Origin of the sequence: Brevundimonas intermedia (assembly GCF_004614235.1) — a bacterium.
GTDB classification, from domain to species: Bacteria; Pseudomonadota; Alphaproteobacteria; order Caulobacterales; family Caulobacteraceae; genus Brevundimonas; species Brevundimonas intermedia_A.
In genome coordinates, this window is the sequence record NZ_SPVH01000002.1 from 494,718 (window position 1) to 511,492 (window position 16,775).

Below are 16,775 nucleotides of genomic sequence, written 5' to 3' on the forward strand. Positions count from 1 at the left end.
CTGTGCGGGAGACACCCCATGAACGACATGACCCAGTCCACGGTCGAAAAGCTCGACCTTGAAAACCCCCTCGGCGTCGACGGTTTCGAGTTCGTCGAATTCACCGGCCCAGAGCCCAGGGCGATGATCTCGCGCCTGGAGTTGATGGGCTTCACCCAGACGCACGTGAACCCCCGAACCGACGTGGTCCGCCTGAAGCAGGGCGACATCAGCTTCCTGGTTCACCGCAAGCCCCAGGATCGTCCGGAAAGCCAGGCCGCGACCTTCGCCAAGGATCACGGCCCGTCCGCCAACGGCATGGCCTTCCGCACCACCGACGCCAAGGCCGCCTATGAGGGCGCGGTCGAACGCGGCGCCAAGCCGGCGCAAGGCGTCTCGGGCGGCGCCCTGGGCAGCGACTATCCCTATATCCTCGAAGGCATCGGCGGCAGCCTGCTCTACGTCATCGACCAGTATGGCGACGCCGGTTCGCTGTATGACACCTGGGACGAGATCGAGGGCTGGGAGGAATCCGAGCGCAAGAATTCGATGGGCCTGGAGATTCTGGACCACCTGACCCACAACGTGCGCCGCGGCGAGATGCGCACCTGGTCCGGCTTCTACGGCTCGGTCTTCAACTTCGAAGAGCAGAAGTATTTCGACATCAAGGGCAAGGCGACCGGCCTGTTCTCCCAGGCCATGATCGCGCCCGACCGCGCCATCCGCATCCCGTTGAACGAAAGCCAGGACGACAATTCCCAGATCGAGGAGTTCCTGCGCCGCTACAACGGCGAAGGCATCCAGCACATCGCCCTGACCACCGAGAACATCTTCGAGACGGTCGAGGCCATGCGCGAGCGCGGCGTCGATTTCCAGGACACCATCGAGACCTATTTCGAACTGATCGACAAACGCCTGCCCAACCACGGGCACGACGTGGCGCGGATGCGCAAGAACCGCATCCTGATCGACGGCTCGGACGAGGACGGCCTGCTGCTGCAGATCTTCACCCAGGATGCGTTCGGCCCGATCTTCTTCGAGATCATCCAACGCAAGGGCAACGAAGGCTTCGGCAACGGCAATTTCCAGGCCCTGTTCGATTCAATCGAGCTGGATCAGATCCGTCGCGGCGTCATCAAGGTCGACGCCTGAATGCAGATGCGGCCGCCCACCTGGCTGCCCTGGCTCGGCCCGGTCCTCGCGGCCGGCGCCGGGGCCCTGGCCGGTGAATACTGGCTGGGCGGCGGCTTCTGGATGGTCCTGATCGCCGCCCTCCTCTGCGGCTTCGCCCCCATCGTCGGCTACCAGGTGTGGAAACGGCTGCACCACCGGGGGTGAGGGTTTGAGATCGGGCGTCGCCGAGAGCGGGCTGGATCGAAGTCCGCTAGGGGAGGAAAGCGGACGTCGTCTCGCTATTCAAAAGCCACTTCCGAACGTAAGTCCTCAAACACTGCGCCGGGCTTGGCCGCGGTTGCGCGGCAACGAAAGACGACGAGCCGGAGCATCGCATCGGTCGGTCGTTTTTTTAGCTCGAAATCGCCATCTAAAGTCAGCCGAAAATCGTGATGGCTGCCCGGCTGAACGATCGTTTGAGGAAGGTCGAAAAAATCCAGCATATCGTCACGGTACCGGAGGCTGTGGAACCGATCCGGATCATAACTGCGGGTGGGGTTGACCGGCTCACCACTGACACGATCTGTAAGGTTGAGCGCAGCCGATCCGCCACCGTCAGAGTAGACGCTCGGAACGCACAGAACTTCGTTGCCGGTGTTTTCGATCTTCAACCGAACCAGCACAAACCGGCAATAGGCTACGCACTGCTCGGCCTCGACCTTGAAGGATGCTTTGTAGGCTGGCTCGCTCGTCTCATCGCTCACCTTTCCGCAACCCAAAATCGCCGACGAGAGGACCGCCACGGTCAGCATAATAGTGCGCGTCATCAGCGCAGGTTACAGGTCGGATGAATGTCCGCAATGGGTCGTGCGTGGCCCTGGGATTCGGCGCCGAAAGCGGACGTTGGCCTCTAGGCCGGAAAGCGGACGCAACGGACGTCGGCAGCGGCATGGGAAGCTCCCTATTCGAAGGACGCCCTGACGAACTGATCCAACGCGTCCGCTGGCCTGTAGGGCTCGCGGCGGAGGGTTAGGGAACGTGCGTGGAAGTCCGGATCATTCCGCGTCGCAGCCTGAACTTCGCCCTCTTCAGAGACATGGCTGAACGCGTAGAGGGACACCGCGATGTTGTCGAAGGCCGCCTCGTTGGAACGATAACGGCCTGGCCCGCCATTAGCGCGCTGGCAAATCCGCAGCACGTCGGTCGCCGCCATGGAGAAGATGCGCGCGTTCGCGAACTGCGTCTCGATGTGTCGCGCCTCGACGGTGACGCCGTCCAAACGTCCCCTGCGGTATTCAAGAAGGATCGGCGTCTCGTTCATCTCCAGATTCTGCCGATCGACGTCTTCTTGTTCCCCCATCGCCTGACGCAGAGCGGCGATGTCCTCCTCAGACACACAGTCGGCCATGGCAGGCAGGTCGCGGAGCATGGCGTCGAGGTCGGCCGCGCCGACAGGTTTCATGAGGGGGCCAGGCGAACCGTAGACGTCTGCCAATGCCGCCACGTCATCCGGCGAAAGACCGAACTCCAACCGCCCGATCCCGACTTTCGGCGTGACCAACCAATCAGCGCTCATGGGGGCAACTCACCTGAAGATTTGGCCCGGGAAGCCGCGTCCACGTCCGCATAGCTATTTACCGCACAGATGGCACAGCCTCTTCTAAAATCCCGTTCGGTCCTACCTCAAAGCGTGAACATTTCGCTTCGTTAAATCCGTCTTGCACTCGGCAGAGGTAATTGTTGTGTATTGTGAAGGTGCCGGCCGCGGGTGCGTATACGTTTGGTCTTCTCCATCGACCGCCAGCGCCGTAATGGATCGCACTGTAAGTATCCGCCCGAGGGCGGGTCACCCAGTCAAAAGTCTCGGATACGGTCGCGGCTCTCAAAACCTGAGATCGAGGCTCAATGTAGACGTTCTCCCGAGCGTTATGCGAGGGCCAAGCGACAAGCGTTGTAATGATAAACGAGGCTAGCCATCGTGAAGTGCGCATGAGCTATGATCGAACTAAATACAAATGTCCGCAACGGGTGGCTGCCGGCCTCTCGCCCAATCAGGGCACACCTATTTTAGAACAATTTCGCAAGAAATTGAGAGCACTCTTGCGCGATGGCTAGTGCAAACCAATCACGCAACAGTGGTTCCGCGATACCCTGGATCATACCGTGGCCGTCCTTGATTGTGGCCGTTCCTTTCGTTCTCTGGATGTGGCTGGCTTCCGACCCAATGATCGGTCTCTTCCTGGCTTGGGTAGTAGTTATTTGCGCCTCACCGCTGGCGATTTTATTCAGCGTCATGGGAGTGGGGTCAGGGGCCATGACGGCCGCTTTCGTCGTCCTAGGCCTCACGGTCCTGATGCCCGGCCTTCTATTTATTGGCGTGGGATGGAAAACTCGCTCTGTCGCGTTGTGGAGCGCGGGGCTCAATACGCTCGTCCTTTCACTCGGATTTGCTGGTGGTGTTTACGCCAGCATTGTTCGCTTCAGCGACTCTTGGCCCTACTGACATGGTTGGCAGTAGAGGTGTTAGTTCTCGCAAGACTGCAACGAGTACATTTGCGACGTAAGCAGTCAGTTTGAATCCGGCCCTGCGCGTTCAGACTCCCAAACAGCACATCACGAAAACCCGCCTGTGCCGAAGCGAGCAGAGATCACAGCAATCCAGCGCTGGATCGGGCATAGCCTCACGCCAATACGTTCGGGCGACGGGCGCCCTGTGCCCTGCGAGCCGTCATATCGCCGAAGGTCAACACTCTGATTTTTCATCGCTTCCGATTTTCTTCAGCCAATCGACCTGACAGGCTCACGCGCTGCGTTAAACTGCTCCTGACCGGCGTCTCTGAGGAAAGTGCACAGATTGCACCCTGTTTTTCGGCGCCCGGAGGGGTTTCACGATGCGCGCCGCCTATTTCGGACTGATTGCACTCTTTGCACTGTGTTTTTCCTCGGCCTACGCCCAGGACGCCGCGCCCCGCTGGTCCCTGGCCATCCACGGCGGCGCGGGCGTGATCGAGCGGTCCAGCCTGACGCCGGAACAGGACGCCGCCTATCGCGCGTCGTTGCAGCGCGCGCTGGACGCCGGGTCGGCGGTGCTGGCGCAGGGCGGTTCGGCGCTGGACGCGGTTCAGGCCGCCGTCGAGGTCATGGAGGACGATCCCCTGTTCAACGCCGGTCGCGGCGCGGTCTTCACGGCGGCGGGCCGGAACGAACTGGACGCCGCCGTCATGAACGGCGCGGACCTGACCGCCGGGTCCGTCGCCGGCCTGACTGCGACCCGTCATCCCATCGCCGCCGCCCGCGCGGTGATGGAGCGCTCGCCACACGTCATGCTGATCGGCCCCGGCGCCGACGCCTTCGCCGCCTCGGTCGGGCTGGAACAGGTCGATCCGTCCTGGTTCTTCACCGAGCGGCGCTGGCAGGGTCTGACCAAGGCCCTGACCGAGGCCGGCCTGCCCATCCCGGACCGCCCCGCCGGCGCGCCCGCGTCCCCAACGGCCTCGGGCGACCAAGGCGCCGAAATCGCTCCGCCCCTGAACGAGAAGAAGTTCGGCACGGTCGGCGCCGTGGCCCTGGACAGCCAGGGACGCCTCGCCGCCGCCACCTCCACCGGCGGCATGACCGCCAAGCGCTGGGGCCGGGTCGGCGACGTGCCGATCATCGGGGCCGGAACCTACGCCTCCAACGCCGACGGCTGCGCGGTGTCGGCGACCGGCGACGGCGAATATTTCATCCGCGCCACCGTGGCGCGCGACATCTGCGCCCGGATCGGCGCCGACACGGCGGCCGATACGGCGGCCCAGGCCGAGATCGACGAGGCCAAATCCCTCGGCGGTCTGGGCGGCGTCATCGTCATGACCAAGGGCGGCGCCCCCGCCTTCGCCATGTCGACCTCGGGCATGTATCGCGGCGCCGTCTCCTCGACCGATCCCGCCCGCGTCGCCATCTACGCCGATGAACCCTGAGCCCCTCTTTTCTTTCGTCATCCTCCGGGCCGCGCAGCGGAACCGGGGGACCCAGCGGCGCCGAAGGCGAAATCCATCCGAGGCACTCTGTCGGACGACCGAAGCCGCGACAGGTTCGCGCTCTCGCGCGCCGCTGGGTCCCCCGATCTGCGCCGCTGGCGCGGCTTGTCGGAGGATGACGAAAGCCCATTTCAGACGATTCAGACGTTTCAGACCCTCTTTTTCCAGACCGAGCCCATGCCTGCATCCGACGATGAACTGACCCTGATGGCCCAGGAGGAGCTGGACGCCGCCTGCGCCATGCCCTTCGTCGAGCTGAAGAAGATCACCCCCTGGGGCGACAGCTACGAAGGCTTCGCCCCGTCCGGCCGCACGGTCGAGGTCGAGCGCCGCTACCTCTGGGCCGTCGAACCCGAGGGCGGCGTCATCGTCGAGGTCGAGGTGCGCGACGCGGCCGCCCGCACTGGAGCCGAGGCCCGCGCCCTGCTGACGCCGAACGCGTGATCGCTCGGTTTCCAACCCCGTGAATTCGGTTTAGGCCTTTGTCCATGAAACTCGCCTCGCTCAAGCACGGCCGCGATGGCCGCCTCGTCGTCGTCTCGCAGGACCTGAACTGGTTCACGGACGCCTTCCTGATCGCCCCAACGCTTCAGGCCGCGCTGGACGACTGGGAGCGGTGCGGTCCCCGGCTGCTGGCCCTGGCCGAAAGCCTGGAGCACGAGGCCGTGCCGCGCGGCCGCTTCCACGAGCGGGACGCCGCATCCCCCCTGCCCCGCGCCTATCAATGGGTCGACGGCTCGGCCTATGTGAACCACGTCGAGCTTGTGCGCCGCGCGCGGGGGGCCGAAATGCCCGCCACCTTCTGGACCGATCCGCTGATGTACCAGGGCGGCTCCGACAGCTTCCTGGCGCCGCGCGATCCCATCCCCCTGGCCGACGAGGCCTGGGGCTGCGACCTGGAGGCCGAGATCGTCGTGGTCGTCGGCGACGTGCCGCAAGGCGCGGCTCGGGACCAGGCGCTTGAGGCCATCCGCCTGGTCGGCCTGGTCAACGACGTATCCTTGCGCAACCTGATCCCCGCCGAACTGGCCAAGGGGTTCGGCTTCGTCCAGTCCAAGCCCGCCAGCGCCCTGTCTCCCGTCCTGGTCACGCCGCAGGCCCTGGGCGACCGCTGGCAGGACGGCAAGCTGCACGGCGCCCTGGACGTCCAGCTGAACGGCCAGGACTTCGGCAAGGCCGACGCCGGCGTGGACATGACCTTCGACTTCGGAACCCTGATCGCCCACCTGGCCAAGACCCGCTCGCTGGGCGCCGGGACCATCATCGGCTCGGGCACCGTGTCGAACAAGGACGCCGACGGCGGGCCCGGCAAGCCGGTCAGCGAAGGCGGCCTGGGCTACAGCTGCATCGCCGAGGTCCGCACGGTCGAGACCATCCTGCGCGGCGTCGCCGAGACCCCCTTCCTCAAGCACGGCGACACGGTGCGGATCGAGATGCTGGACGACCGCCACCACTCCATCTTCGGCGCCATCGAACAGACGGTAGGCCCGCTTTCCAGCGACGCATGACGGCATTAGGCTGACCGCGTCGGCCTCGGGGGAGGCCGCATCCGGTCTTTGGGGAGAGACGACGTGCCGCCTGAAAAACTGATCCCGCTGCTCATGATCCCGATCATGCTGGTGGTCGTGCTGCTGAAGAACCGCAGGAAGCGGGTGCTGAAGCCCCATCTGCTGTGGATCATGCCGGCCATCGTCCTGCCGCTGATCGGCCTGGGCCTGTGGGGCATGACGCAGAACCCCCAAATGGCCCACGCCCCGTTCGGTCCCGACGCCTGGGCGGTGCTGGCGCTCGGCGCGGTGCTGGGCGGCGTCGCCGGCTGGTATCGCGGCAAGACCGTCACCATCGAAAAGGAGCCGGACGGCTCTCTGATGGCCCAGGCCTCGCCTCTGGGCCTGATCCTGCTGGTCGTGCTGTTCGCCGGCCGGTCGCTGCTGCGCGACCTGATCGAGAGCCACGCCGCCGAATGGCATCTGAACGCCATGGCCGTGACCGACGCCTTCCTGGTCTTCGCCATGGGCCTGATCGTCATGCAGCGCGTCGAAATGTACATCCGCGCCCGCCGCATCCAGGCCGGCGGCACGGACGGGCATGTTGAGGTCGCGGCGTGATTGCAGCGCTTTTATACGCCGTTGCTCAACAAGCCGCCGCGTCGGACCTGACTTGGTCATCAGGGAAAAGAGGCGATCTGGAAGCTGCCTACATCGAGTACGATGTTGGCATAACCCTCACCATAGCGTGCCAAAATCGTAGATTCGCTTTCTTGATCGGGGGGCTTCCTCCAGCACCAGGCGAGACTTCTTACCGAAAGCTCGACGTCAATGTCCCGGACGACACGCTTCGATCTTCGGACTGGGCGGTATCGCCGAACTCTGATCGCACGATCGCCACGTCGACTGCGGCCCCGATTTACGCGCGCCGTCTTCGCGCTACGAATACTTTGATCATCCGTGTCCCTGCCGACGGCTCGACGCCGGCGAGACGCTACCAATTGGGCCTGCCGTCTGACCACGCCCCGCTCGATGCCGTAATGACAGCATGTAGCATTCCATTGGAAAATGCCGACGACGCGACTTACGAACCCAGCGTGTCAGCCATCATCTGGGAGCGAGTGCCGAGGATAACGGCTCCTTCCTCCTTGCCATCCGCCAGCAGCGTCGATGTCCTGATCCGATGTTCGGTGGATAATCAAGGACGGCCGCAAAACTGCTCCATACTGGACGAACAGCCCGCACGTTCGGGATTTGGAAGGTATGCATTGGACGCTGTTCGAACGGGCAGAGTCAGACAGATTGATGGCGCTCCGATCAAACCTGGAAACAGCTTTACGACGAGAATGACGTATAGGACGGTGGAGGACTAGACCGCCCTCGTTCCTCTGTGGCATGAGGCGGCCTCTGCGGGCGTGGTGGAATTGGTAGACGCGCTGGATTCAAAATCCAGTTCCGAAAGGAGTGCCGGTTCGACCCCGGCCGCCCGCACCAAGCTTTTTCAGGCTTTCGGCCTGGGTTCGGGAGGTTCGCGATCCGCGGCCTCCCGACGACTTCCGACACGAAACGCGAACGCCGCGTCACACTGGCGGCACAGCCTGTTCACCTCACGTTCCCATCACGCTATGCCGCGCTCCTGTCGGTGGCGCGACGGAGGATGGAATGTCGGAACCCCTATCGACCGAAGAACTGATGCGGCTGGACGCTGAACTGGCGGCCCGCGTGGTGCGCAATCCGCCGCCGCACCCCAGCCTGCCGGCGACGCCGGGGCCGGGATCAAACGTCGCCTATGTGTCCAAGGAAGAGAACGACCGCCTGGTCAGCGCCGCTCTCGCACTGGGCATGGGCCAGTTCGTCAAGATGACGGCCGACGAAACGCACAGGTTCGCGGCCCGCCTTTCGCGGCGATGACCAGCTCGCCCTACCTCTCTGGCGTCTCAGGCCGGATGATCGACCTGCCCCATCGCGGCAATCAACTGGTCGTTCAGTGCAAGGGATGCGGCCGGGAAGCCTATATCTCAGGCCGCGAGATCGTCACCCGGTTCACGAAGTGGCTGCCCGCCCAGGTCAGCGAATGGGCCGCGACGCTTCACTGCGGCACCTGCCAGTCCCGGCACGTCATGGTCTATTCGAAGCGAGACCCAGGCGGCGAAGGCTTCCACGTCTCGACTGCGGAGCCGGGCCAGATCATCTGGGCGCGGCGGCTGAACGCATGGCTGAATGAGGTCGGATCGGACATTTGGGAGCATCGCCGCGTCATCACCGGCTTGTGCGCAGATGAGGATTTGGCGAGGGCGGGGATCAGGCCGTTTCGAGTCCCAGAAGCGACAGGCGGCCCTACCTAGGAGAGGAGACCGCCCGTCGCACAGGGTGACGCAGTTGCCGGGCCGTCACCCCTCTGGCCGGCTCCGGCTCCATAACCATGCAGGCCCATGGCAGTTCCTAGTGTCAGAGACACGACAAAGCCGCCGCCCTACGAGAGGACGGCGGCTCCGCGGTCGAACTGACGGCTCTTCGCATACGGTCAGACTCCACAATCGCGGAGGGTCGTGTCAGGTTCCGATGTGGCTAATGTCGGGTTGAACAGCGTGGGTGGCGCTACCCAGGAATTCGCATTGAATGCGCGATGACCTTCGCGGCCAAGTCCACACCGATGTCTTTCGCTACGGCGAGAACTCCCTTTCCCAAACCCTGAAGATAGTTCAGCGCAGTGAGATTGGGCTGATCTGCTGACCTGATCGCCATCTCGATCGCCCTAATTTTGCCGTCGCCAGCCCCACGCACCTGGAGAGCGACCTGTAGCTGACGCAACTCCGCTTTCAACATCGTCAACTCAGCCTTCAGCTGGGACGCGTCTATATTCGTGACTGTGATGTGTCGAACATCGCCACCATCGGCGACTGCGTGAATCAGCGTTGCGAACGAATCGATACGAACATTGTCCAACGTGACGTGTTCGACTGAACCGCCGTTCCTCGCCTCGATTTGTACGAACGCTGGGTTGCGGGCATCAGTCATGGCGGTCCCAACCGTTGAATACACCGAAGTTAACCTACAACCTCACCATCCATAGCAAAAGGCCCGCCACCCTTTCGGATGACGGGCCTCGATAGCGGAGCCTGAAGGCTCGACGCTGAATGACCCTCGGTCAGACCGATGGCGTCGGTAATGCCGACGGCGTCTAACCCGGTCGGGGCGGCACGGCCGGCGGCGGACAGTTCAGCCCCTTCATCCCCATGGCGTCGAAGAACCGGCAGAGGCGCGAGACCTGGGCTGCGAGCCGATCCCCACGCGTCTCGATGGCGATGTCGTGGGCGTCCAGCGCGGCTTCCGAAAAGATGGCCTCGGGCGCCAGGACCGGCTTGGGCTCAACCGCCAGGTCCGCACTCGGCGGGAAGGCTGGTGTTCCCTTGCTGGCGCAGCCGCTCACAAGCGAGACGGACGCGGCGAGCGCTAGGGCGAGCATCAGGGAGCGAGTTGACCGCATCGGAGAGTTCCTTTTCGCGGGCGTTGATGATGATGGTGTCGGTTGCGCGCTCGCCAGCGGCAGTTTCCCGCGCGCTAGAGGCCATCGCTTCGGTCTTGGCTGTGACTGAGGCCTGATGGTCCCGCTCGCCCTGTGCGGCCCTGTGAGCGCAATAGGCGCCGAACAGCAGGAAGGCGGCGAGCAGGGCGACGGCGATCCAGCCCTTGGGGCTGAGCATGCCGGGGATACGGCGGATGAAGGCGAGAGCGATCATCGGGCGCTCCGCTTCGCATAAGCTTCAGAGAGCAGCCGGGCGTAGAGATCGACCTGACCGGCGCCATTGTAGCCCTTTGCAAACACCCGCCAGTCCTTGCGGAGAAGCGCCGGGATCAGGCCGTTCGCCTTGATGAAGGCGAGCATTGCCCCCAGCTGGGCTCCTTCGCCCTTCGCCATGGCCAGAACGAAGTCCCAGACCGTGTCGAAGCCGCAGGCGGCGTGGTTGAAGCCCATGACCTGCCCGAGCCCCCACGAGGCGCTTTTCATGGCTTCGGCCGGCGCCAGGGCGCAGGCGGACATCATCTGGTCGTAGCGGCCGGTCTGTGTCGACGGATAGGGCCGCGTCTTCCACTTCGGATAGCTGATGTCGGGGTGCGATCCGTCGAACCGCCGCTGGGTCAGCCGCGAGAAGATATGCGGCTCGTAGAGGATGACCGGAAGGCCCGTGGCGACGGACATCCCCCGGCCCTTGCTCTCGACGTCATAGACGGTGCCGACCAACTGGGACGATAGGCCATAGGCCTCAGCCTGGCGCTCGATGTCCGCGGGCGTCACCGGATCCGTTGGTCCCGACAGCACCTCTCGGAGCGCCGCGCGGGATTTCGGCCCGAACTGCCCGTCGACGGCAATGGGCCGGCCGGCGGACACGATGAGGCCTTGGAGCGTTTTCACGTCCATGGGGCAGTCTCCAGATTGTGAGGGGTGGCTTAGGGCTTGATCTCTGGCGGCTGGGACGCCGCCGCCGCGTCGATCGCGCGGTTGGCCATGTCTTGCTGGCCAGCGTTCACGACTTTGGCGAAGTAGAAGCCGAGGATCAGCAGCATGCCGTCCTTGAACAGGCCGACGATGGTCTCGACGCTGTCGCGGTAGCTGGCGTCGATGTGCTTCCCGACCAGGGCGATCATGGGCGTGTAGGCGAGACATCCGACGAGGAATCCCAGCGCCAGGATGGTTGTCGTCTGCGGCATAGGCGGGATGCGGATCACGATGGGCAGCTTCATCTCATCCTCCGACGCGGGCATGGGCTTCGATCACGGCTTTGAGCTGCCGGATCTCGCCCTCTTTCTGAATGGACGTCTCAAGGGCAGCGTCGCGCTCGGCGCGCAGACGGACGACGTCGTTGTGAGCGATGTCGAGCTGGGCCTTCTGGTCCGCAATCAGGCGATCCTTCACAGCCTCCCGCGCCAGCACAGCCCGAACCTCGCCTTCGGCTTCTGCCACCCGCTGACGGAACTCGTTGAGGGTGTCCTGCATCCGCTCGATCTCTTCACGAAGCGAGGCGGTCGTGCCTGTGAAGGCGTTCGCCAGCGCACCGATCACCGCCGCTTCGCCGGTCGCCTCATCCTTGGCGGCCGTGGCAGCGACCGCGCGGCGTGACGGACGACTGGCCAAGGCGGTCAGCGCGCCGCCGAGACCCAGCGCCCCCAGCAGCGATATCAAACCCGTCCACGACGTGATCGGGGCGGCAATCTCTTCAGGCATCCGCCCCTCCAAATACTCAGGCCGTGTGGAAACAGCCGGCGGGCGGCTTGCGGGAACCGCGCGGGTCCGTGGGGCGCTTCCACCTCATGGACATGAACGCAGCGCTCTTGGTGGTTTTGATCGCAGGCGTGATCCTGGCGGCGTCACCCGCTGGGATCACAAATGCGCTGCACGGACGGCCGCGCGACGAGGACGGCGAGAGTGGCCGATGGAGCTGATCTGGCTATTCGTCGGCGCCGTCGTGCTCGTTGGCGCTATGTGGGCATTGAATGACGCCATCACGAAACCCACCCGGTCGACCGACAGGGACGTAGATGGTGAGCCTGATGAGGGCGGTCCCAACGAACTCTAGCGCGCGGCCTTGGGCGGGGGGCAGGTAACGGCCGCGAGTTGCGTTTGCGCGAGGGCGCCGCTAGCTGTCGCGCTCGAAAGGGAGCCTGACAGCCTTGGACAGAATGGACCACATCGGCGGATACCGGGGCGAAAGCCACCTGGTCATCCCGCGCCCCGGCTCGAAAAAGCTGATCGTCATTTTCTCCGGCACCGGAAAGCAGGGTGCCCGCTTCGACTTCTGGAATGTTTCGCAACAACTTCGCTGCAACGTCTTGCTGGTCAACGACGCGAAGAACGGCTGGTACCAAGACGGGGTGCGAAGCCTCGGGGCCCGGATCGACCACACCGCCGGTGATATTGAAGTCTGGGCAGAGCGGTTGGGTTGCGACCGGATCCACATGACCGGATCAAGCATGGGGGCATACGGAGCTATCCTCTTCGGCTCCATGCTCAATGCGGACGTCCTCGCTTTCGGCGCTGATACACGGCTAAAGCTCACGCACAGTCGAAGCGAAAAAATGATGCCTGACTCGGTGCAGGTTCGCGTGCCCGACTTGCGCCCCGTGATCGCCAAGTCGAAAGCTCGCATTCAATGCCTGGTCGGAGAGGCCGATCCATTGGATATGATCGGCGCCGCACACATTTCCAGCCTGCCGCAAGTGAGGGTGACGGCGCTTCGAGGCGTTGATCATTTTGGGCCTAGACATATCCAGCGTGTCAGCGATCTGGCCGGCCTTCTGAACGCCTTCGTAAACGACAAGCCTCTGCCGAAAATTCGCTTCCAAAACGCCTTCGGGCCGGGCGCGAAGCGGATTTATCTGACCCATGACGCCTTCATGCGGAAGGACTGGCCCGAGGTCGAGCGCTTGGCCCGCCTGACGCACCAGGTCGCACCTCACAGCGAACCTGCCCATTACTATCTCGGCCGCGCAGCGATGGCGCAAGGCGACCTAGATCGTGCGCTTGCCCATCTGGGCTTGGCGGTGGCTATGACGCCGCACTACATGGAAGCCCATCTCCACCTCATCAACGCGCTCTGCATGGCGGACGCTCCCGAACGCGCCATCACCGTCGGCGAAGCGTTCGTCGAGGCATGGCCGAAGCAGGCTCGTGGCCATGCTTACCTCTCAAACGCCTACCGCCTGGGCGGTTTCAAAACCGCCGCCATCCGATCAATTCAAGATGCGATCGCCATCCAGACCAAACCAGAGTGGGAGAAGAGACTGAAGTCTCTTCAGGACGCCGACTCCGGTCAGGACATCCGAAATGTTTGACGATGACTTCGACGGTTACAACCGCATGCCCGTGGCAAACGATGAGTTTGGGTGCGAAATCGACGACTTCAGGTCACTCCCTGCAGACGAGATGAAATATACGCTGGCGAACCTGCTGGGCGCCCAGATCACCTCAGCGACCTATGAGCCCCAGACAGGATGCATACTGCTCAGCATCGGTCACTTCATGACCATCAGGTGCGGCGCGATGCACGTGAAGCCAGGGCTGCTTTCAGACCCCATAGGCCATTAGGCGACACCCTCAACCAAATCCGTACGATCGTTGATCCGACGCATCTGCGCTAGCATCGCCGCCTGCTCCCCAGCGCCCCAGGTGCCGGATGTCGTGATGATCGCCGCGATGTCGACGGCTTTCGTATAGGTCGCCGATCCAGGCGCGATCCGGCCGCCGATCGAAAGGTTTTGGCTTCCGATATTGCGACCTCCAACCAACGCCGTCGGCGTGGGCGTCGGGGCGCCGCCGTCGGCCGTCAGGTTGTTCAAGCTGATGGTCGTCTCATCGATCTGGGCGCGGAAGATGCGCCAGGGCGCATGGCTGGTGACGACGCTCGCTTGGTTGGTCTTCACGCCAACACTGTCATAACCCACGGCCCGGATGCTCGTCGTGGCGTTCATCTCAATGCCGAAGCCCCGCACCTGCGTGTTGCCATAGGTGCCGGCGAGATAACCCAGGTTCGGATTTGCGCCGAAGCCCCCATCGCTGGACCGCCCCAGGATGAGGATGGTCATGCGCTCGGTCTCGGGGATGTTTGTCAGCAACGGACCATCCGGGGCAAAGCGCCAATAGTCGTCAAACACAGTTGGAAGCGTGCCTGCGAGGACGTTGACGTTGGCTCCGTTCATAGCCCCCGGCGCTCTATTTCGACGACCGATCTCCCGCGCTTCGCTGTCTGATGCGCCAGGAGGGCGACCAAAAACATATACTCCGGTCACGTTCGCAGGCACGGCTGGCTGGAAGTCGCCAGTCAGCGAGAAACGGGGATCGAGGGCCTCGATATACATATTCAGAGCCATGTTCAGGCCTCCGGCATAGGTTGAGCGGTGACAGGCCCACGGGCCATGGGGTTGCCGAGATCCGGCTTGCCGACCCAGCCCGGAATGTCTTCCAGATAGCGGCCCAGGCCATTGGCCTTAGGATCGTCCACATATCCGCCAGCATAGACGGTCTGGTTGCGGCTGAAGGGCAGATCGAACGGCACAGCGACATCGAAGCTGTCGCGGATGTTTGTCAGCCCAGGATAGCTGGGCAGGCTCCGCTTGCCGGTCTTGCAGAGCGGATAGGTCGCGATGGGCGCGACCGTCTCACCCTCGATTAGGAAGCGATAGCCCGGCACTACGCGCGCCGCGATGATCGGGTTGTCTGCGCCGGCTTCGCTCTCAAACGACACGCCCAGCCCTGCCAGGAAGACGGTCTCGACCCCCATGACCATGGGGCATTCGCGCAACGGCGGGAACTTGTTGGGCACGACCAGCAGAAAGCGATTGCCTTCGAAATAGCATTCGTAAGGGAACGGCAGCCAGTAACTCTCGCGGCGCTCCAAAATGTAGTGGGCGGCGACCGCGGCGCGAATGCCCATGAGGACATTGCCCGCCAGTGTCGGGTGTGCATCCCCGGCGTTGGGGTGGGGCGCTGCGGCGTAGCGGAATGAGGAGACCTCATACTTCGCGGACACCAGGAACTTGTTGGCGTTCGCGCCGGTGATGTCGGTAGCCATCGTCAGTTGCTGACTGGCCGCGATCATTGCAGCCGAACCGTAACCGGGGCCGCCGACCTGATGCATCAGGAAGGCCGGCCGCGCACTTTGACCCCATGCACTTTGCATGAAACCGTACAGGTTGGCGTCGAAGGCTTGGACGGCTGCGGCATAGCCAGCGGTCCCCGCGCTTTCGTCGGCCTCGCCGTGGTTGAAATCGATGTAGGCGCAGTTCTTGTCGTCGGGGCCAGTGGCGCTGGCGAAGATGGTGATCGCGCTTTGCGCCCTGGCCAGGCCATCGCCGGCGCCGACCTCCGCAATCGAACCGTCCGTCTTCGCGTGGTTCATCGCCACCGTGTAGAAGGTCGGATCGACGACGTTGTCTTCATCTCGCCAGTCGCGGCGTAGATAGGCGAACACCACCTCGCGCGCCGTTTCCGGCGTCCCGCCGCGCGCGTTGTCGGGATAGGCCCCGGCCGCGACCTGAGATGGCGTATAGATCAGGTCCGTATTGGTTGGGCCGACGAAGTGTTCAGCCAACGGGGTCAACGCCCTGCTGTCCCCACCGAAGGCGACATAGACCGGACCAGCATTCACACACCGGCTTTCAGGACCGATTGACCGAGCGTCAAACACAAGGCCCTCGCGAGCGATCACCTCGGCCGTCAGGAAAGTGCGGGCATTGTCCGATCCCGCTGAGAAGGACTGTCCAGACTGGAACACCAGGTTGGCGCCGAGTTTGATCGTGGCGAGGCCGGACACGTTCTGTCCATTCAGCCGCGCCGCTTCAGCCGAACCGCGGCCCTCGGCGAAAGCATAGTGTGCGGGCGACCACAGCGCCTGGGGCACGGTGTCCGACGCCGCCATATAGCTGGCGCCGGAGAAAAAATAGTGCCTAAAGCCGGCGGCGTCCTGCACGTAAATCCGACCAGCCAGCCCACCGACAACTTCCAATGTCAGGTCGGGAGACTCGATCCGCCGGACGGCCTCATTAAAGCGAACGCCGCCCGGACCCAGGGGTAGCCTGAATCCGGCGGCGTCCTGGACATAGACCTCAACCGACTGAGACGCGCCGCCAGAAGGCTGCAGGAGGTTGTCGATGGCCTCACCGAGCGTCTCGACCTCGGCTTGGACGGATGTGTAGTTCGGATCTTGCGCCGTCTGGATGAAGGCGATGGCGTCCGATCCCACGGCCGGGGCCATGGCGTTGGTGCAGGTCCAGGACGTGCCCGACCGGGCCGCGCCTTCGCGGACAAGGAAAGTCGCCCCTGGAAACTCCGACCCCTCGTTCATGTCGGTCGCGCGCGCCGCCGATCCCGAGGCCGGGGCGACATAGACGCCGTTCTGACTGGCGTTCGTTTGCCCGACCAGGGCGACGCGATCGCCGGTCGCCAGCGTCACGCCGTCATGCGTCGATCCGTTCGACAGGGCCGTCAAGGCGACGTTCGCCGTAAGCACCACGCGGACCGGATCGATCCGCCGCAGTCCCGTCGTCGCCGTCTGCACGGCGGCGTCGATCGCGGCGAATAGCGCGCGGCCTTCAGCCTTATCGGGATCATAGAGCGCGCTCGAACCCGGCGCTATGCTGTCGCGCAGCCATGCCGCGCCCTGGTCCTTGATCTGGCCCATGG

19 protein-coding genes and 1 tRNA gene are annotated in these 16,775 nt (G+C 63.8%); 11 read left to right on the plus strand and 9 right to left on the minus strand.

Annotated elements, in window-relative coordinates:
* Positions 1–18: 18 nt before the first annotated feature.
* Positions 19–1,131, plus strand: a complete 1,113-nt coding sequence (hppD, locus tag EGY25_RS04205) for a 4-hydroxyphenylpyruvate dioxygenase (RefSeq protein ID WP_135193788.1) — start codon at positions 19–21, stop codon at positions 1,129–1,131.
* Positions 1,132–1,317, plus strand: a complete 186-nt coding sequence (locus EGY25_RS04210) for a hypothetical protein (RefSeq protein ID WP_135193789.1) — start codon at positions 1,132–1,134, stop codon at positions 1,315–1,317.
* 74 nt (positions 1,318–1,391) lie between these two features.
* Here EGY25_RS04210 and EGY25_RS04215 read toward each other — a convergent pair whose 3' ends face one another.
* A complete protein-coding gene (locus EGY25_RS04215; RefSeq protein ID WP_135193790.1) occupies positions 1,392–1,919 on the minus strand; it encodes a hypothetical protein in 528 nt (175 codons plus the stop codon).
* 134 nt (positions 1,920–2,053) lie between these two features.
* Positions 2,054–2,668 (minus strand): hypothetical protein, encoded by a 615-nt coding sequence (locus EGY25_RS04220; protein ID WP_135193791.1) that lies wholly within the window; start codon positions 2,666–2,668, stop codon positions 2,054–2,056.
* 1,315 nt (positions 2,669–3,983) lie between these two features.
* Here EGY25_RS04220 and EGY25_RS04225 point away from each other — a divergent pair.
* From EGY25_RS04225 to EGY25_RS04255, 7 genes are all read left to right on the plus strand, one after another.
* Positions 3,984–5,051 carry an isoaspartyl peptidase/L-asparaginase family protein gene (locus EGY25_RS04225; RefSeq protein ID WP_135193792.1) on the plus strand — a complete coding sequence of 356 codons (1,068 nt, stop codon included), beginning with the start codon at positions 3,984–3,986 and terminating at the stop codon, positions 5,049–5,051.
* 237 nt (positions 5,052–5,288) lie between these two features.
* Complete coding sequence (locus EGY25_RS04230; RefSeq protein ID WP_135193793.1) at positions 5,289–5,555, plus strand: hypothetical protein; 267 nt, start codon at positions 5,289–5,291, stop codon at positions 5,553–5,555.
* A 44-nt stretch (positions 5,556–5,599) separates the two neighbouring features.
* Positions 5,600–6,619 (plus strand): fumarylacetoacetate hydrolase family protein, encoded by a 1,020-nt coding sequence (locus tag EGY25_RS04235; protein WP_135193794.1) that lies wholly within the window; start codon positions 5,600–5,602, stop codon positions 6,617–6,619.
* Between the two features lie 63 nt (positions 6,620–6,682).
* A complete protein-coding gene (locus EGY25_RS04240) occupies positions 6,683–7,219 on the plus strand; it encodes a CcdC protein domain-containing protein (RefSeq protein WP_135193795.1) in 537 nt (178 codons plus the stop codon).
* A 788-nt stretch (positions 7,220–8,007) separates the two neighbouring features.
* Positions 8,008–8,092, plus strand: a tRNA-Leu gene (locus EGY25_RS04245).
* Between the two features lie 168 nt (positions 8,093–8,260).
* A complete protein-coding gene (locus tag EGY25_RS04250; RefSeq protein WP_135193796.1) occupies positions 8,261–8,509 on the plus strand; it encodes a hypothetical protein in 249 nt (82 codons plus the stop codon).
* A complete protein-coding gene (locus EGY25_RS04255) occupies positions 8,506–8,943 on the plus strand; it encodes a hypothetical protein (protein WP_135193797.1) in 438 nt (145 codons plus the stop codon). Before EGY25_RS04250 ends, EGY25_RS04255 begins: the two co-directional genes overlap by 4 nt.
* Before the next feature lie 253 nt (positions 8,944–9,196).
* On the opposite strand, the gene EGY25_RS04260 is transcribed toward EGY25_RS04255, so the two are convergent.
* The 5 genes from EGY25_RS04260 to EGY25_RS04280 all read right to left on the minus strand — a co-directional run bounded on the left by EGY25_RS04260 (position 9,197) and on the right by EGY25_RS04280 (position 11,822).
* Positions 9,197–9,616 carry a hypothetical protein gene (locus EGY25_RS04260; protein ID WP_135193798.1) on the minus strand — a complete coding sequence of 140 codons (420 nt, stop codon included), beginning with the start codon at positions 9,614–9,616 and terminating at the stop codon, positions 9,197–9,199.
* A 350-nt stretch (positions 9,617–9,966) separates the two neighbouring features.
* A complete protein-coding gene (locus EGY25_RS04270; RefSeq protein ID WP_135193800.1) occupies positions 9,967–10,338 on the minus strand; it encodes a hypothetical protein in 372 nt (123 codons plus the stop codon).
* Positions 10,335–11,018 carry an N-acetylmuramidase domain-containing protein gene (locus tag EGY25_RS04275; protein ID WP_167762475.1) on the minus strand — a complete coding sequence of 228 codons (684 nt, stop codon included), beginning with the start codon at positions 11,016–11,018 and terminating at the stop codon, positions 10,335–10,337. The genes EGY25_RS04270 and EGY25_RS04275 overlap by 4 nt, the downstream gene beginning before the upstream one ends.
* 29 nt (positions 11,019–11,047) lie before the next feature.
* Entirely contained in the window at positions 11,048–11,341 is a 294-nt protein-coding gene (locus EGY25_RS16460) for a hypothetical protein (protein ID WP_167762476.1), read from the minus strand.
* Position 11,342: 1 nt separating this feature from the next.
* Positions 11,343–11,822, minus strand: coding sequence for a hypothetical protein (locus EGY25_RS04280; protein WP_135193802.1), 480 nt, complete (start codon positions 11,820–11,822; stop codon positions 11,343–11,345).
* 455 nt (positions 11,823–12,277) lie between these two features.
* Between EGY25_RS04280 and EGY25_RS04285 the strand changes: the two genes are divergently transcribed.
* Together EGY25_RS04285 and EGY25_RS04290 are read left to right on the plus strand one after the other, a co-directional pair.
* Positions 12,278–13,429, plus strand: coding sequence for a tetratricopeptide repeat protein (locus tag EGY25_RS04285; protein ID WP_135193803.1), 1,152 nt, complete (start codon positions 12,278–12,280; stop codon positions 13,427–13,429).
* The gene (locus EGY25_RS04290) at positions 13,422–13,682 is read left to right on the plus strand and encodes a hypothetical protein (RefSeq protein WP_135193804.1); all 261 of its coding nucleotides are present in this window, start codon (positions 13,422–13,424) and stop codon (positions 13,680–13,682) included. The genes EGY25_RS04285 and EGY25_RS04290 overlap by 8 nt, the downstream gene beginning before the upstream one ends.
* Here the strand turns inward: EGY25_RS04290 and EGY25_RS04295 are convergent.
* Positions 13,679–14,464: a hypothetical protein gene (locus tag EGY25_RS04295; RefSeq protein WP_135193805.1), complete on the minus strand. Its 786-nt coding sequence runs from the start codon at positions 14,462–14,464 to the stop codon at positions 13,679–13,681. The genes EGY25_RS04290 and EGY25_RS04295 overlap by 4 nt on opposite strands.
* 2 nt (positions 14,465–14,466) lie before the next feature.
* Entirely contained in the window at positions 14,467–16,773 is a 2,307-nt protein-coding gene (locus EGY25_RS04300; RefSeq protein WP_135193806.1) for a hypothetical protein, read from the minus strand.
* Positions 16,774–16,775 lie beyond the last annotated feature (2 nt).

Coding starts and splice junctions, on each gene's coding strand:
- hppD (WP_135193788.1), top strand. CDS start 19: ATGAACGACATGACCCAGTCCACGGTCGAAAAGCTCGACCTTGAAAAC.
- EGY25_RS04210 (WP_135193789.1), top strand. CDS start 1,132: ATGCAGATGCGGCCGCCCACCTGGCTGCCCTGGCTCGGCCCGGTCCTC.
- EGY25_RS04215 (WP_135193790.1), bottom strand. CDS start 1,919: ATGACGCGCACTATTATGCTGACCGTGGCGGTCCTCTCGTCGGCGATT.
- EGY25_RS04220 (WP_135193791.1), bottom strand. CDS start 2,668: ATGAGCGCTGATTGGTTGGTCACGCCGAAAGTCGGGATCGGGCGGTTG.
- EGY25_RS04225 (WP_135193792.1), top strand. CDS start 3,984: ATGCGCGCCGCCTATTTCGGACTGATTGCACTCTTTGCACTGTGTTTT.
- EGY25_RS04230 (WP_135193793.1), top strand. CDS start 5,289: ATGCCTGCATCCGACGATGAACTGACCCTGATGGCCCAGGAGGAGCTG.
- EGY25_RS04235 (WP_135193794.1), top strand. CDS start 5,600: ATGAAACTCGCCTCGCTCAAGCACGGCCGCGATGGCCGCCTCGTCGTC.
- EGY25_RS04250 (WP_135193796.1), top strand. CDS start 8,261: ATGTCGGAACCCCTATCGACCGAAGAACTGATGCGGCTGGACGCTGAA.
- EGY25_RS04255 (WP_135193797.1), top strand. CDS start 8,506: ATGACCAGCTCGCCCTACCTCTCTGGCGTCTCAGGCCGGATGATCGAC.
- EGY25_RS04260 (WP_135193798.1), bottom strand. CDS start 9,616: ATGACTGATGCCCGCAACCCAGCGTTCGTACAAATCGAGGCGAGGAAC.
- EGY25_RS04270 (WP_135193800.1), bottom strand. CDS start 10,338: ATGATCGCTCTCGCCTTCATCCGCCGTATCCCCGGCATGCTCAGCCCC.
- EGY25_RS04275 (WP_167762475.1), bottom strand. CDS start 11,018: ATGGACGTGAAAACGCTCCAAGGCCTCATCGTGTCCGCCGGCCGGCCC.
- EGY25_RS16460 (WP_167762476.1), bottom strand. CDS start 11,341: ATGAAGCTGCCCATCGTGATCCGCATCCCGCCTATGCCGCAGACGACA.
- EGY25_RS04280 (WP_135193802.1), bottom strand. CDS start 11,822: ATGCCTGAAGAGATTGCCGCCCCGATCACGTCGTGGACGGGTTTGATA.
- EGY25_RS04285 (WP_135193803.1), top strand. CDS start 12,278: ATGGACCACATCGGCGGATACCGGGGCGAAAGCCACCTGGTCATCCCG.
- EGY25_RS04290 (WP_135193804.1), top strand. CDS start 13,422: ATGTTTGACGATGACTTCGACGGTTACAACCGCATGCCCGTGGCAAAC.
- EGY25_RS04295 (WP_135193805.1), bottom strand. CDS start 14,464: ATGGCTCTGAATATGTATATCGAGGCCCTCGATCCCCGTTTCTCGCTG.
- EGY25_RS04300 (WP_135193806.1), bottom strand. CDS start 16,773: ATGGGCCAGATCAAGGACCAGGGCGCGGCATGGCTGCGCGACAGCATA.